Genomic DNA, 15,002 nt, shown 5'->3' on the forward strand with positions numbered 1-15,002 from the left:
GCGGACGTGGTGAAATTGGTAGACACACCAGATTTAGGTTCTGGCGCCGCAAGGTGTGAGAGTTCGAGTCTCTCCGTCCGCACCATCTTTACAAATCCTCCCGATTGCCGCCTGCTTCTAGGGTGACTTCTTCATATTGACCCTCTAGAATGCTTGGCCTTGATTCGGGGCCGGTTCGAGCCGGCTTATGTCTGTGCAACGAGGAATATCCATGCAAGTTTCTGTTGAAAGCACTTCTGCTCTTGAGCGTCGCATGACCGTCGGCGTACCCGTCGAGCGCATCGAGACTGAAGTCAACAAGCGTCTGCAACAGACTGCCCGTCGCGCCAAGGTTCCTGGCTTCCGTCCTGGCAAGGTGCCGATGAGCGTTATCCGTCAGCGTTACGAAGACGCCGCTCGTCAGGAAGCCCTGGGCGACCTGATCCAGGCTACCTTCTACGAAGCCGTGGTCGAGCAGAAGCTGAACCCGGCCGGCGCTCCGTCGGTTGAGCCGAAGTCCTTCGAGAAGGGCCAGGCACTGGAATACGTGGCCACTTTCGAAGTGTTCCCGGAGTTTGAGGTCACTGGCCTGGACGGCATTTCCATCGAGCGCCTGCAGGCTGACGTGGTTGATAGCGACGTCGATAACATGCTGGACATTCTGCGTAAGCAGAATACCCGCTTCGAAGCTGTTGAACGTGCTGCCGAGAGCGGTGACCAGCTGAACATCGACTTCGTTGGCAAGATCGACGGCGAAGCCTTCGCTGGCGGCAGCGCCAAGGGTACTCAGCTGGTGCTGGGCTCTGGCCGCATGATTCCGGGCTTCGAAGATGCCCTGGTTGGTGCCAAGGCTGGTGAAGAGCGCGTGATCAACCCGACTTTCCCCGAGGATTACCAGAACCTCGATCTGGCCGGCAAGACCGCCGAGTTCACCGTTACCGTGAACGAGGTTTCCGCCCCGCAACTGCCTGAGCTGAACGACGAATTCTTCGCCCTGTTCGGTATCAAGGAAGGCGGTCTGGAAGGTTTCCGCGCCGAAGTCCGCAAGAACATGGAGCGCGAACTGCGCCAGGCCATCAAGTCCAAGGTCAAGAACCAGGTAATGGACGGCCTGCTGGCTGCCAACCCGGTCGAGGTGCCGAAGGCGCTGATCGGCAATGAAGTTGATCGCCTGCGCGTGCAAGCCGTTCAGCAGTTCGGTGGCAACATCAAGCCTGACCAACTGCCGGCCGAGCTGTTCGAAGAGCAAGCCAAGCGCCGTGTCGTGCTGGGCCTGATCGTCGCCGAAGTGGTCAAGCAGTTCGAGCTGAAGCCGGACGAAGCCCGCGTGCGTGAGCTGATCGAAGAGATGGCTTCGGCCTATCAAGAGCCCGAGCAAGTGGTTGCCTGGTACTACAAGAACGACCAGCAAATGAACGAAGTACGTTCGGTTGTACTGGAAGAGCAAGTTGTAGATACTGTTCTGCAGAAGGCCAACGTGACCGATAAAGCGGTTTCCTACGAAGACGCAGTCAAGCCGGCGGAAGCTCCTAAAGCCGACTGATCTCGTAACCTCGTTCGAGTACACCACCATAAGCCAGCCTCCGTGCTGGCTTATGTGTATTTGAGACATGACTATTAGGGAGTGAGCGCAAGACATGTCCCGCAATCCTTTTATGCAAAACATGCCTGAAATCCAGGCCGCTGGCGGCCTGGTGCCGATGGTCATCGAGCAATCCGCTCGTGGCGAGCGTGCCTACGACATCTATTCGCGCCTGCTCAAAGAGCGCGTGATCTTTCTGGTCGGCCAGGTCGAGGACTACATGGCCAACCTGATCTGCGCCCAGTTGCTGTTCCTGGAAGCAGAAAACCCGGACAAGGACATTCACCTGTACATCAACTCGCCGGGTGGTTCGGTGACGGCCGGTATGGCGATCTACGACACCATGCAGTTCATCAAGGCCGACGTGTCCACCACCTGCATCGGTCAAGCCTGCAGCATGGGTGCATTCCTGCTGGCCGGTGGCGCCAAGGGTAAGCGTTTCTGCCTGCCGAACTCGCGCGTGATGATTCACCAGCCGCTGGGCGGCTTCCAGGGCCAGGCCTCGGATATCGAGATCCATGCCAAGGAAATTCTCTTCATTCGCGAGCGTCTGAACGAGTTGCTGGCTGAGCACACCGGGCAAAGCCTGGAAACCATCGAGCGTGATACCAACCGCGACAACTTCATGAGTGCGTCGCGCGCCGTGGAATATGGTCTCGTCGATGCTGTTCATGAAAAGCGTCAAATGCCGGTCTAGATGAGGCGCCGGCTACGGGCATTGGCAATGACGCGACCTGCGCCCTTGAAAATGCCCGCATTTGCCTTCATCTTGTGTTTCAAGCCTACCGTATTGGATTGATCGAATGACTGATACCCGTAACGGTGAGGACAACGGCAAACTGCTTTATTGCTCCTTCTGCGGCAAAAGCCAGCATGAAGTGCGCAAGTTGATCGCCGGTCCTTCCGTCTTCATCTGCGACGAATGCGTCGACCTGTGCAATGACATCATCCGCGAGGAGGTGCAGGAAGCACAGGCCGAGAGCAGCGCGCACAAACTCCCGGCACCCAAGGAAATCAGCTCCATCCTCGATCAGTATGTGATTGGTCAGGAGCGCGCCAAAAAGGTGCTGTCGGTAGCGGTGTACAACCACTACAAGCGTCTGAACCAGCGTGAGAAAAAAGACGATGTCGAACTGGGCAAGAGCAATATCCTGCTGATCGGTCCGACCGGTTCCGGCAAGACCCTGCTCGCCGAAACGCTGGCGCGTCTGCTCAACGTACCGTTCACCATCGCCGATGCCACCACCCTGACCGAAGCCGGTTACGTGGGTGAGGACGTCGAGAACATCATTCAGAAACTGCTGCAGAAGTGCGATTACGATGTCGAGAAGGCCCAGATGGGTATCGTCTACATCGACGAGATCGACAAGATCTCGCGCAAGTCGGACAACCCGTCGATCACTCGTGACGTGTCGGGCGAGGGCGTACAGCAGGCGTTGCTGAAACTGATCGAAGGCACGGTCGCCTCGGTTCCGCCGCAGGGCGGGCGCAAGCATCCGCAGCAGGAGTTCCTGCAGGTCGATACGCGCAATATCCTGTTCATCTGCGGCGGTGCGTTCGCCGGTCTGGAGAAGGTCATTCAGGCGCGCTCCACCAAGGGTGGCATCGGTTTCGGTGCGGAAGTGCGCAGCAAGCAGGAAGGCAAGAAAATCGGCGAGTCTCTGCGTGAGGTCGAGCCGGACGATCTGGTCAAGTTCGGCCTGATTCCGGAATTCGTCGGTCGCCTGCCGGTGATCGCGACCCTGGAAGAGCTGGACGAGGCTGCGCTGGTGCAGATCCTTACCGAGCCGAAGAATGCGCTGACCAAGCAGTACGCCAAGCTGTTCGAGATGGAAGGCGTGGATCTGGAGTTCCGCTCCGATGCGCTGAAGTCCGTGGCGCAGAAGGCGCTGGAGCGCAAGACCGGCGCGCGTGGTCTGCGTTCGATCCTCGAGGGCATTCTGCTCGACACCATGTACGAGATCCCGTCCCAGCAGGACGTGAGCAAGGTGGTGATCGACGAGAGCGTCATCGAGGGATCGTCCAAGCCGCTGTTGATCTACGAGAACAGCGAGCCGCCGGCGAAGGCCGCGCCAGACGCCTGACGGCTGTTACACGATGCAAAGAAGGGGCCCTTTGGGCCCCTTCGCTTTTCTGGACATTGCGCTTGTTTTTTGTGGGAGCTACCCCCATCTTAAAAGCCAAGGGTAATCCCGCCTGTTTACGGCCCTTGGGCCGCTGCTGAGCCGAAATCATGAAGACAACCATCGAATTGCCTCTCCTGCCATTGCGCGATGTAGTGGTCTATCCGCACATGGTCATCCCGCTTTTCGTCGGGCGTGAGAAATCCATCGAGGCCCTTGAGGCCGCGATGACGGGCGACAAGCAGATTCTGCTGGTGGCCCAGAAGAACCCGGCCGTCGATGATCCGGATGATCAGGATCTGTATCGCGTTGGCACCGTTGCCACTGTCCTGCAACTGCTCAAGTTGCCCGACGGCACCGTCAAGGTGCTGGTCGAGGGTGAGCAGCGCGGCTCTATCGAGCGTTTTATCGAACTCGATGATCATTGCCGGGCTGAAGTGCAGCTGATCGAGGAGGGCGAGACCGCCGAGCGCGAGTCGGAGGTCTTCACTCGCAGCCTGCTCAGTCAGTTCGAACAATACGTGCAGTTGGGCAAGAAGGTGCCGGCCGAAGTGCTGTCCTCGCTCAACAGCATCGATGAGCCCAGTCGCCTGGTCGATACCATGGCCGCGCACATGGCGCTGAAGATCGAGCAGAAGCAGGAAATCCTCGAGATCACCGCGCTGTCCGCTCGCGTCGAGCACGTACTGGCGCTGCTGGATGCCGAGATCGACCTGCTGCAGGTCGAGAAGCGTATCCGTGGCCGCGTGAAGAAGCAGATGGAGCGCAGCCAGCGTGAGTACTACCTGAATGAGCAGATGAAGGCCATTCAGAAAGAGCTGGGCGATATCGATGAAGGCCACAATGAGCTCGATGAGCTGCGCAAGCGCATCGATAACGCCGGTCTGTCCAAGGAAGCGCTGACCAAGGCCAATGCCGAGCTGAACAAGCTCAAGCAGATGTCGCCGATGTCGGCCGAAGCCACCGTGGTGCGCTCCTACATTGACTGGCTGGTGAACGTGCCGTGGAAGGCCGAGAGCAAGGTTCGCCTGGATCTGGTGCGCGCCGAGAGCATCCTCGATGCCGACCATTACGGTCTGGAAGAGGTCAAGGAGCGCATCCTCGAGTATCTCGCCGTGCAGAAACGGGTGAAGAAACTCAAGGGGCCGGTGCTGTGCCTGGTTGGCCCACCCGGCGTGGGCAAGACCTCGTTGGCCGAATCCATCGCCACCGCCACCAACCGCAAGTTCGTGCGCATGGCCTTGGGTGGCGTGCGTGACGAGGCCGAGATTCGAGGTCACCGCCGCACCTACATCGGCTCGATGCCGGGGCGTTTGATTCAAAAAATGACCAAGGTTGGTGTGCGCAACCCGCTGTTCCTGCTCGACGAGATCGACAAGATGGGCCAGGACATGCGCGGCGACCCTGCGTCTGCTTTGCTCGAGGTGCTCGACCCGGAGCAGAACCACAACTTCAACGATCACTATCTGGAGGTCGATTATGACCTGTCGGACGTGATGTTCCTGTGCACTGCCAACTCGATGAACATCCCCGGTCCGCTGCTGGATCGGATGGAAATCATCCGTCTGCCGGGCTACACCGAGGACGAGAAGGTCAATATCGCCATCAAGTATCTGGCGCCCAAGCAGATCAAGGCCAATGGCCTGAAGAAAGGCGAGGTGGAGTTCGAAGAGGCCGCGATTCGCGACATCATCCGCTACTACACCCGCGAAGCCGGCGTGCGCAGCCTGGAGCGTCAGATTGCCAAGGTCTGCCGCAAGGCGGTCAAGGAGCACATCACCGAGAAGCGCTTCCAGGTGGTGGTGACTGCCGATTCGCTGGAGCACTTCCTGGGCGTGCGCAAGCATCGCTACGGCCTGGCCGAGCAGCAGGATCAGATTGGTCAGGTGACCGGTCTGGCCTGGACTCAGGTGGGCGGCGAGCTTTTGACCATCGAGACTGCCGTGGTGCCCGGCAAGGGCGTGCTGATCAAGACCGGCTCGCTGGGTGATGTGATGGCAGAGTCCATGACGGCAGCCATGACGGTGGTGCGCAGTCGTGCCAAAAGCCTGGGGATTCCCGCTGATTTCAACGAGAAGCGCGACGTTCACATCCATATGCCCGAGGGTGCTACACCCAAGGATGGCCCGAGTGCGGGCATCGGTTTGTGCACGGCACTGGTGTCGGCACTGACCCAGATTCCGGTGCGGGCGGATGTGGCCATGACCGGGGAAATCACCCTGCGAGGTCAGGTGTTGGCCATCGGCGGTCTGAAGGAAAAACTTCTGGCTGCGCATCGGGGTGGGATCAAGACTGTGATCATTCCCGAAGAAAATGTGCGTGATCTGAAAGAAATTCCGGAAAATATTAAACAAGACCTGCAGATTAAACCGGTTAAATGGATTGACGAGGTCCTGCAAATTGCGCTGCAATACGCCCCGGAGCCCTTGCCCGATGCGGCTCCCGAGATGGTTGCAACGGATGACAAGCGCGAGTCTGATTCCAAGGAGCGAATCAGCACGCATTAGCAGGGGGGCTTCCTTGACACAATTTTTGAGCCCTTGTTATAAAGCGGCTCTTATTGTGTCAGCAGGCCATCCAGCACCCGCTTTGCTTACACTAAAAATCAAGAAACAAACTCAACAGAAATAAGGGGACTTAGAGTGAACAAGTCGGAACTGATCGATGCCATCGCTGCATCTGCTGATATCCCGAAAGCTGTTGCTGGCCGCGCGCTGGATGCAGTGATTGAATCCGTCACTGGCGCTCTGAAGGCTGGTGATTCCGTCGTACTGGTTGGCTTCGGCACCTTCGCTGTCAAAGAGCGTGCTGCTCGCACTGGCCGCAACCCGCAGACCGGCAAGCCGATCAGCATCGCTGCTGCCAAGATCCCAGGTTTCAAAGCTGGCAAGGCTCTGAAAGACGCCGTCAACTAAGCGTCTTCCGGGTTTGCCTCGCTGTCAGGCTCTGTCTGGCGGCTGTTAGGAGGCAGAGCAGGTAGTCCTAGACTCTTCTGCACTGACCGCTTAACGCGTTACGAGAAGGCGCATCCAAGGATGCGCCTTTCTTCTATCTGGACATATTACCCACACTGCGCGGCTGGTGACTCTGTACAGTCGTTCTGGGGGAAGCATGCTGCAAAACATCAGGGACAATTCACGCGGTTGGATTGCCAAAATCATCATCGGCCTCATCGTCATGCTGATGGCCTTTACTGGTTTCGAAGCCATCGTCACGGGCACCAGCAACCGCAACAACGCGGCCGACGTGAACGGTGACACCATTACCCTCAACGAGCTCAGCCAGGCTGTTGAAATGCAGCGCCGTCAGCTGCTGCAGCAACTGGGCCGTGATTTCGATGCCTCTCTGCTCGATGACAAGCTGCTGCGTGAGGCTTCGCTCAAGGGGCTGATCGAGCGCAAGCTGCTGCTGCAGGCAGCTGGCGACGCTCATTTCGCCTTTTCGCAGGGATCGCTGGATCAGGTGATTCTGCAAACCCCCGAATTTCAGGTAGATGGCCGCTTCGATAGTGCGCGCTTCGACCAGGTCATTCGCCAGATGGGCTATACCCGCCTGCAGTTCCGTCAGATGCTGGAAGAGGAAATGCTGATCGGGCAGCTGCGTGCCGGTATCGGTGCCAGTAGCTTCGTTACTGAGCAGGAGGCGCGTGCGTTCGCCAATCTGGAGCGCCAGACCCGTGACTTCGCCAGCCACACCATCAAGGCCGACGGTGCTGCGATCGAGCTGAGCGATAGCGACGTCAAAGCCTATTACGACGAGCATGCCGGCGAATTCATGAGCCCCGAGCAAGTGGTGCTGGAGTATGTCGAGCTGGACAAGGACAGCTTCTTCGATCAGATCGAAGTCAGCGACGAAGACCTCAAGCCGTTGTACGAAAGCGAAATCGCCAACCTGGCTGAGCAGCGTCAGGCTGCACACATCCTGATCGAAGGCGATGACGAAGCGGCCCGCACCAAGATCAAAGAAATCAAGGCGCGTGTGGATGCAGGTGAAGACTTCGCCGCACTGGCCAAGGAATTCTCGCAGGATCCGGGGTCGGCTGCCGATGGCGGCGACTTGGGTTATGCCGGTCCGGGTGTATACGATCCGGCCTTCGAAAAGGCGCTCTACGCGCTGCAGCAGGGCCAGGTATCCGAGCCGGTGAAGAGCGAGTTCGGCTGGCACCTGATCAAGCTGCTCGGCGTTCAGTCGCCTGAAGTGCCCAGCTTCGACAGCCTCAAGGACAAGCTGGCGCGTGACTTCAAGGCGCAGCAGGTCGAGCAGCGTTTCGTCGAGGCGACCAAGCAACTGGAAGACGCCGCGTTCGAAGCATCGGACCTGGCGCAGCCGGCTCAGGAACTGGGGCTCGAACTCAAGACCAGCGAACCTTTCGGTCGTGAGGGTGGTGCAACGGGTATTACCGCCAACCGTCAGGTGCTGCAGGCTGCATTCAGCCCTGAGGTTCTGGAGGACGGCACCAACAGCCCGACCATCGAGCTGGATCCGAGCACCGTGGTTGTCGTGCGCGTGAAAGAGCACAACAAGCCCGAGCAACTGCCGCTGGAGCAAGTTGCCGCGAGCATTCGCGCTCATCTGCAGCAGGAGCGCGCCGCCGCTGCTGCCAAGGCTGAGGGCGAGAAGCAGTTGGCTGCTGCCGAGGCTGGTGAAGTGACAGGCGGTGATTGGCAGGTTCAGGAAGCCGCCACGCGCAGCCAGGACGGCATAGAGCCGAAGGTGCTGCAGGCGCTGTTCCGCATGCCCAAGCCAGCCAAGGCGGGTGAGCCGACCTTTGCCGGCGTGACGCTGAACAATGGTGACTACGTCGTGCTGCGCCTCGATGGTGTGAACGTACCGGAACAGGCACTGGCAGACGAAGAGCTTGCCATGTACCGCAACTTCCTGGCCTCGCGCGAGGGGCAACAGGACTTCGCGGCGCTGCGCAAGCAGCTTGAAGCCAGGGCCGACATCGAGCGATTCTGATCGCTGTTGCCTATGAAAAAGCCCCGCCTAGTGCGGGGCTTTTTCGTTTGCGCTCATAACAGCCATTCGATAGGCAGCCAAGACAGCAGGCGGATGCCCAGTTTCTTCAGCAGGCCCGCGCCGGGCTCGCTGTCCAGCCGGCGTTGCTCGCCATTTACCCGCTCAAGCCAGTAGATCTGGCCGTTTTCGTCCAGGCCCAGTTCGTAGGCGTTGGCCGGGATATCGCTTTCGAATGCCTGGCCAATGGCTGCTGCCAAGGGTGGGCTTTCGATGATGAAGCCCATCTCCGTGTTGAGGCGGGCCGAGCGAGGGTCGAAGTTGAATGAGCCGATGAAGACGCGCTGATCATCCAGGGCGAAGGTCTTCGCATGCAGGCTGGAGCCGGAGCTGCCGAATGGACCGGCCTTCTCCCGATGCTGGTCGTCTGCACCCAGGCGCATTTCATAGAGTTTGACGCCGCCTTCCAGCAGGGCGCGACGGTACTTGGCGTAGCCGGCATGGACGGGCGTCACGTCCGTTGCCTCCAGGGCATTGGTAAGAATGCGCACTTGCACGCCGCGCTGCACCATGGCGGTGAACATGTCGACACCGCTTTGCGTGGGGACGAAGTAGGGGGAGACCAGGTCGACCCGTGACGTGGGGGTGTCGAGCATGTTCGCCAGATCGCTGATCAAAAGCTCGCCGTCACTGGCCTCGCCAAGGCCCTTGGCAGGGTCGTCACTGACCAGTGTGGTCTTGCTCCATTGGAAACTCAGGTTCCTGTCCAGCAAGCGGGCAATGAAGTCGCTCTCGCGCAGGGCCTTCACATAGCCGCTGGCGGCAGGTGTCCGGGAAAGGTCTGCCGCGACATTGTGCAAACGCAGTGGGGTGCTCTGCGTGCGCGGCACGATCAACTCCAGCGGGTAGCTGGACTCGCTGGCCCAGTAACGATCGAAATCGGCTGAGGTGTCGGCTACGACCGGTCCGATGGCCAGCGCATCGAGGTCGGCGAAAAGCACGCCCTCACTGGCATCGAAGTACTCGTCGCCGATGTTGCGCCCGCCGATGATGGTGGCCTGGTTGTCGACGGTAAGTGACTTGTTGTGCATGCGTCGGTTGGCACGAGGGAAATGGATCAGGTAGCCCAGTATCTTGGCCTGGCGCAGGGAGAAGGGGTTGAACAGGCGTACTTCGATGTTGGGGGGCTGATCGAGGGTGCTCAGGATCTTGTCGAGTCCGGTGATGCCATTGTCATCGAGCAACAGGCGGACGCGTACGCCGCGCTCGGCCGCTCTGAGCAAGGCGTCGAGCAACAGGGTGCCGGTTATGTCGTCGCGCCAGATGTAGTACTGCACGTCGAGACTACGCTCCGCCGCCTCGACCAGGAGCATGCGCGCCGCGAAGGCGTCGTGAGCATCCGCCAGCGTCAGGATGCCGGACAGGCCGGGATGAGCGTCTCGCTCACCGCTCAGCGCCTGTCCCAGCGTGGTATCGGCTGTTTCGGCCTGGGTGAAGGCGTGGCTCTCGCTGCGGCCATCCAGTGCCGGTAGCGCACAGCCTGTGACCAGGCTGCATAGCGCGGTGATCAGGCAGGTTCGCCACAGGCTTGTCGGGACCATCGACTCATCTCTGTCTAGGCTTCCAAGCTAGGACAACGCCAACCTCGATGCGTGCCTGTGTTGATTGAGGATGGGGCGAAAGGCGCTGGATACGTTCAGGATCGGCTCTGGCAAGGTTTGCCGGAAACGAAAACGCCGCAGTCCGGTGGGGGCTGCGGCGTTTTCGTTTTGGCGCGGGCGCCGTTTGGCAGAGGTTCTGGCCGATTAGATGCCAGGCGACTGCCGATCAGTCTTCCATGGCACCCATGGCGGTGGTGTTGAAGCCGCCGTCGACGTACATGATTTCACCGCTGATGCCCGAAGCGAGGTCGGAGCACAGGAAGGCACCGGCGTTGCCGACTTCCTCGATGGTGACGTTGCGGCGCAGCGGAGTCTGCTTCTCGTTGGCGGCCAGCATCTTGCGGAAGCTGGCGATGCCGCTGGCGGCCAGGGTGCGGATCGGGCCGGCGGAAATGGCGTTGACGCGGGTGCCTTCCGGGCCGAGGCTGCCGGCCAGGTAGCGAACGCCGGCCTCCAGGCTGGCCTTGGCCATGCCCATGACGTTGTAGTTGGGCATGGTGCGCTCGGCGCCCAGGTAGGAGAGGGTGAGCAGGCTGCCGTTGCGGCCTTTCATCATCTCGCGGCCGGCCTTGGCCAGTGCGACGAAGCTGTAGGCGCTGATGTCGTGGGCGATCTTGAAGCCTTCACGGGTGGTGACGTCGGTGAAGTCGCCGTTGAGCTGGTCGCCCGGAGCGAAGCCGACCGAGTGGACGATGCAGTCCAGGCCGTCCCATTTCTTGCTCAGCGCTTCGAATACCGAGGCGATTTCTTCGTCGTTGGCGACGTCACAAGGGAAGCACAGGTCGGCGTTGGAGCCCCAGCCGGCAGCGAAGTCTTCTACGCGGCCCTTGAGCTTCTCGTTCTGGTAGGTGAAAGCCAGCTCGGCACCTTCGCGGTGCATGGCCGCGGCGATGCCCGAGGCGATGGACAGTTTGCTGGCAACGCCAACGATGAGTACGCGCTTACCGGTTAGAAAACCCATTGTGCTATTCCTCTTCCTGTTTCAAGGATCAGTGAGCCGTTGCCGGGGCCAGAAAAGCGGCGTCCAGCAACTGCTGCGTATAAGGGTGTTGCGGTGCGTTGAAGATCGACTCGGCAGACCCCTGTTCGACCACCTGGCCCTGCTTGACCACCATCAACTGGTGGCTCAGCGCTCTGACTACCGCCAGATCATGGCTGATAAACAGATAGGTCAGGTTGTACTTGGCCTGCAAGCCGCGCAACAACTCCACCACCTGACGCTGCACCGTGCGGTCGAGCGCCGAAGTGGGCTCGTCCAGCAGGATCAGCGCCGGTTTCAACACCAGTGCCCGGGCAATGGCAATCCGCTGCCGTTGCCCGCCAGAAAACTCGTGGGGGTAGCGATGCCGCGTTTGCGGATCCAGCCCTACCTCCAAAAGCGCGTCGATGATGGCTTGTTCCTGCTCCGCCTCGTTGCCCATACCGTGAATGCGCAGACCTTCACCGACGATCTGGCTCACCGACATGCGTGGGCTCAGGCTGCCGAAGGGGTCCTGAAACACCACCTGCATCTGCCGCCGCAGCGGGCGTACTTCCTGCTGGCTGAGGCCCTGCAGCTGCTGGCCCTGGAAGCGGATATCACCGCGGCTGGCGAGCAGCCGCAGAATGGCCATGCCCAGCGTGGATTTACCGGAACCACTTTCGCCGACGATGCCCAGGGTCTGGCCCTGAGGCAGGCTGAAGTTGATGCCGTCCACCGCTTTGACATGATCCACCGTCCGGCGCAGCAGGCCCTTCTTGATCGGGAACCATACGCGCAGGTCGTCCACTTCCAGCAACGGCTGGCCCACGGGGTTGGCCGCAGGGTCGCCGCTGGGTTCGGCACCGAGCAGTTCCTTGGTGTAGGGATGCTGCGGAGCCTGGAACAATTCTTCACACGACGCCTGTTCGACGACGCGACCGCGCTGCATGACACATACGCGATGGGCAATTCTGCGAACCAGGTTGAGATCGTGGCTGATCAGCAGCAGCGACATGCCCAGGCGCGCCTGCAGATCCTTGAGCAATTCGAGGATTTTCAGCTGTACGGTGACGTCCAGCGCAGTGGTGGGTTCGTCGGCGATCAGCAGTTGCGGCTCGTTGGCCAGGGCCATGGCGATCATCACGCGCTGACGCTGGCCACCGGACAACTCATGGGGGTAGGCCTTCAGGCGCTTCTTCGGTTCGGGGATGCCGACCAGCTCCAGCAGCTCCAGGGTGCGCGCGCTGGCGGCCTTGCCGCGCAGCCCCTTGTGCAGGGCGAGCACCTCGTTGATCTGCTTCTCGATACTGTGCAAGGGGTTGAGCGAGGTCATCGGCTCCTGGAAGACCATGGCGATGCGATTGCCACGAATGCCGCGCAGACGGCCTTCGCCGAGCTTGAGCAGGTCCTCGCCGGCGTAGTCGATGCTGCCATGCGGATGGCGGGCGAGCGGGTAGGGCAGCAGGCGCAGGATCGAGTGCGCCGTGACCGATTTGCCCGAGCCGCTCTCGCCAACCAGGGCCAGGGTTTCGCCTTTGTGAATGTCGAAGCTGACGCCGTCGACCACGCGCTGGCACTGCTGGCCCATGACGAACTCGACGGCCAGGTCGCGAACTTGCAGCAGGGTTTCGTTCTGGCTCATGTCATTTCCTCGGGTCGAAGGCATCGCGGGCGGCTTCGCCGATGAATACCAGCAGGCTCAGCATGATCGCCAGCACGGCGAATGCGCTGATGCCCAGCCAGGGCGCCTGCAGGTTGCTCTTGCCCTGCGCGACTAGCTCGCCGAGCGACGGCGCGCCGGGCGGCAGGCCGAAGCCGAGGAAGTCCAGAGCGGTCAGGGTGCCGATGGCACCGGTGAGGATGAAGGGCATGAAGGTCATGGTCGAGACCATGGCATTGGGCAGGATATGACGGAACATGATCGCCCCGTTGCCCATGCCCAGCGCCCGAGCCGCCCGCACGTACTCGAGGTTGCGGCCACGAAGGAATTCAGCGCGCACCACGTCGACCAGACTCATCCAGGAAAACAGCAGCATGATGCCCAGCAGCCACCAGAAGTTCGGTTGCACGAAGCTGGCGAGGATGATCAGCAGGTAGAGCACTGGTAGGCCCGACCAGATTTCCAGGAAGCGCTGGCCGAGCAGGTCGACCCAGCCGCCGTAGAAACCTTGCAGTGCACCGGCGATCACGCCGATCACCGAGCTGGCCAGGGTCAGGATCAGGGCGAACAGCACCGAGATGCGGAAGCCATAGATCACCCGTGCCAGCACGTCACGGCCCTGGTCGTCGGTGCCCAGCCAGTTCTGCGCCGAAGGTGGTGCGGGGGCCGGGACTTCCAGATCGTAGTTGATGCTGGAGTAGCTGAAGGGGATCGGCGGCCAGATCATCTTGCCGTCCTTTGCCGCGATCAGGTCCTGGATGTATGGGCTCTTGTAGTTGGCTTGCAGCGGAAATTCGCCGCCGAACACGGTTTCCGGGTAGCGCTTGAGCACCGGGAAATACCATTGCCCGTCGTAACGCACGGCCAGTGGCTTGTCGTTGGCGATCAGTTCGGCGCCCAGGCTCAGGCCGAACAGCAGGAGGAACAGCCATAGTGACCACCAGCCGCGTTTGTGCGCCTTGAAGCGGTCGAGGCGGCGTCGGTTGAGGGGGGAGAGTTTCATGCTCAGCCCTCCCTGCTTTCGAAGTCGATGCGAGGATCGACCAGGGTGTAGGTAATGTCACCGATCAATTTCACGACCAGCCCCAGCAAGGTGAAGATGAACAGGGTGCCGAACACCACCGGATAGTCGCGGTTGATCGCCGCCTCGAAGCTCATCAGGCCCAGGCCGTCGAGGGAGAAGATCACCTCGATCAGCAGGGAGCCGGTGAAGAAGATGCCGATGAAGGCGGCGGGGAAGCCGGCGATGATCAGCAGCATGGCGTTGCGGAACACATGACCGTAAAGCACGCGGTGATTGGTCAGGCCCTTGGCGCGGGCGGTCACCACATACTGTTTGTTGATCTCGTCGAGGAAGCTGTTCTTGGTCAGCAGGGTAAGGGTGGCGAAGTTGCCGATCACCAGCGCAGTGACTGGCAGCACCAGGTGCCAGAAATAATCGAGAATCTTGCCGCCTAGGCTGAGTTGTTCGAAGTTGTTCGAGGTCAGCCCGCGCAGCGGGAACCAGTCCCAGTAGCTGCCACCGGCGAACAACACGATGAGCAGGATGGCGAAGAGGAAGGCCGGAATGGCGTAGCCGATGATGATCGCTGAACTGGTCCAGACATCGAAGGCACTGCCATGGCGGGTGGCCTTGGCGATGCCCAGGGGGATGGAGACCAGATACATGATCAGGGTGCTCCACAGGCCAAGCGAGATCGAGACCGGCATCTTTTCGATGATCAGGTCGATGACCTGCGCATCGCGGAAGAAACTGGAGCCGAAATCCAGTTGCGCGTAGTTCTTGAGCATGATCCAGAAACGTTCCGGCGCCGACTTGTCGAAGCCGTACATCTTCTCGATTTCCTTGATCAGCTGCGGGTCGAGGCCCTGGGCGCCGCGATAGTTGGAGCCGGCCACCGAGACCTCGGCGCCACCACCGGCGATGCGGCTGGTGGCGCCCTCGAAGCCCTCCAGCTTGGCGATCATCTGCTCGACCGGGCCGCCAGGCGCGGCCTGGATGATGATGAAGTTGATCACCAGAATGCCGAACAGGGTCGGGATGATCAGCAGCAGGCGGCGCAAGATATAGGCCAGCATG

General features: G+C 60.5%; 11 protein-coding genes and 1 tRNA gene. 7 read left to right on the forward strand and 5 right to left on the reverse strand.

The genetic code is table 11. The features are described from left to right. The 7 genes from PCLY_RS10005 (at position 1) to PCLY_RS10035 (ending at position 8,643) form a co-directional block, all read left to right on the forward strand. Positions 1-85 (forward strand) — tRNA-Leu (locus PCLY_RS10005). A 126-nt stretch (positions 86-211) separates the two neighbouring features. Next, entirely contained in the window at positions 212-1,522 is a 1,311-nt protein-coding gene (tig, locus tag PCLY_RS10010) for a trigger factor (protein ID WP_061239156.1), read from the forward strand. Between the two features lie 94 nt (positions 1,523-1,616). After that, entirely contained in the window at positions 1,617-2,258 is a 642-nt protein-coding gene (clpP, locus tag PCLY_RS10015) for an ATP-dependent Clp endopeptidase proteolytic subunit ClpP (RefSeq protein WP_061239157.1), read from the forward strand. A gap of 106 nt (positions 2,259-2,364) precedes the next feature. Beyond that, positions 2,365-3,645, forward strand: a complete 1,281-nt coding sequence (clpX, locus tag PCLY_RS10020; RefSeq protein WP_061239158.1) for an ATP-dependent Clp protease ATP-binding subunit ClpX — start codon at positions 2,365-2,367, stop codon at positions 3,643-3,645. Between the two features lie 149 nt (positions 3,646-3,794). Then, positions 3,795-6,191, forward strand: a complete 2,397-nt coding sequence (gene lon, locus PCLY_RS10025) for an endopeptidase La (protein WP_061239159.1) — start codon at positions 3,795-3,797, stop codon at positions 6,189-6,191. A gap of 135 nt (positions 6,192-6,326) precedes the next feature. Next, complete coding sequence (gene hupB, locus PCLY_RS10030) at positions 6,327-6,599, forward strand: nucleoid-associated protein HU-beta (protein WP_003239952.1); 273 nt, start codon at positions 6,327-6,329, stop codon at positions 6,597-6,599. 196 nt (positions 6,600-6,795) lie between these two features. Next, the gene (locus tag PCLY_RS10035) at positions 6,796-8,643 is read left to right on the forward strand and encodes a SurA N-terminal domain-containing protein (protein ID WP_061239160.1); all 1,848 of its coding nucleotides are present in this window, start codon (positions 6,796-6,798) and stop codon (positions 8,641-8,643) included. 53 nt (positions 8,644-8,696) lie between these two features. Here the strand turns inward: PCLY_RS10035 and PCLY_RS10040 are convergent, their stop codons facing one another. The 5 genes from PCLY_RS10040 to PCLY_RS10060 form a co-directional block, all read right to left on the reverse strand. Next, positions 8,697-10,241: a phospholipase D family protein gene (locus PCLY_RS10040; protein ID WP_061239161.1), complete on the reverse strand. Its 1,545-nt coding sequence runs from the start codon at positions 10,239-10,241 to the stop codon at positions 8,697-8,699. Between the two features lie 226 nt (positions 10,242-10,467). After that, the gene (gene fabI / locus PCLY_RS10045; protein WP_061239162.1) at positions 10,468-11,262 is read right to left on the reverse strand and encodes an enoyl-ACP reductase FabI; all 795 of its coding nucleotides are present in this window, start codon (positions 11,260-11,262) and stop codon (positions 10,468-10,470) included. 28 nt (positions 11,263-11,290) lie between these two features. Next, the gene (locus tag PCLY_RS10050) at positions 11,291-12,904 is read right to left on the reverse strand and encodes an ABC transporter ATP-binding protein (protein WP_061239163.1); all 1,614 of its coding nucleotides are present in this window, start codon (positions 12,902-12,904) and stop codon (positions 11,291-11,293) included. A 1-nt stretch (position 12,905) separates the two neighbouring features. Continuing rightward, positions 12,906-13,925: an ABC transporter permease gene (locus PCLY_RS10055; protein WP_061239164.1), complete on the reverse strand. Its 1,020-nt coding sequence runs from the start codon at positions 13,923-13,925 to the stop codon at positions 12,906-12,908. 2 nt (positions 13,926-13,927) lie between these two features. Beyond that, positions 13,928-15,001: a microcin C ABC transporter permease YejB gene (locus tag PCLY_RS10060; protein ID WP_061239165.1), complete on the reverse strand. Its 1,074-nt coding sequence runs from the start codon at positions 14,999-15,001 to the stop codon at positions 13,928-13,930. Between the last annotated feature and the right edge of the window lies 1 nt (position 15,002).

The organism is Ectopseudomonas composti (genome assembly GCF_001567565.1).
GTDB lineage: Bacteria > Pseudomonadota > Gammaproteobacteria > Pseudomonadales > Pseudomonadaceae > Aquipseudomonas > Aquipseudomonas composti_A.

What these genes read in the sequence shown, in the direction of transcription:
- tig (WP_061239156.1), top strand. Translation starts at nt 212, where the DNA reads ATGCAAGTTTCTGTTGAAAGCACTTCTGCTCTTGAGCGTCGCATGACC.
- clpP (WP_061239157.1), top strand. Translation starts at nt 1,617, where the DNA reads ATGTCCCGCAATCCTTTTATGCAAAACATGCCTGAAATCCAGGCCGCT.
- clpX (WP_061239158.1), top strand. Translation starts at nt 2,365, where the DNA reads ATGACTGATACCCGTAACGGTGAGGACAACGGCAAACTGCTTTATTGC.
- lon (WP_061239159.1), top strand. Translation starts at nt 3,795, where the DNA reads ATGAAGACAACCATCGAATTGCCTCTCCTGCCATTGCGCGATGTAGTG.
- PCLY_RS10035 (WP_061239160.1), top strand. Translation starts at nt 6,796, where the DNA reads ATGCTGCAAAACATCAGGGACAATTCACGCGGTTGGATTGCCAAAATC.
- PCLY_RS10040 (WP_061239161.1), bottom strand. Translation starts at nt 10,241, where the DNA reads ATGGTCCCGACAAGCCTGTGGCGAACCTGCCTGATCACCGCGCTATGC.
- fabI (WP_061239162.1), bottom strand. Translation starts at nt 11,262, where the DNA reads ATGGGTTTTCTAACCGGTAAGCGCGTACTCATCGTTGGCGTTGCCAGC.
- PCLY_RS10050 (WP_061239163.1), bottom strand. Translation starts at nt 12,904, where the DNA reads ATGAGCCAGAACGAAACCCTGCTGCAAGTTCGCGACCTGGCCGTCGAG.
- PCLY_RS10055 (WP_061239164.1), bottom strand. Translation starts at nt 13,925, where the DNA reads ATGAAACTCTCCCCCCTCAACCGACGCCGCCTCGACCGCTTCAAGGCG.
- PCLY_RS10060 (WP_061239165.1), bottom strand. Translation starts at nt 15,001, where the DNA reads ATGCTGGCCTATATCTTGCGCCGCCTGCTGCTGATCATCCCGACCCTG.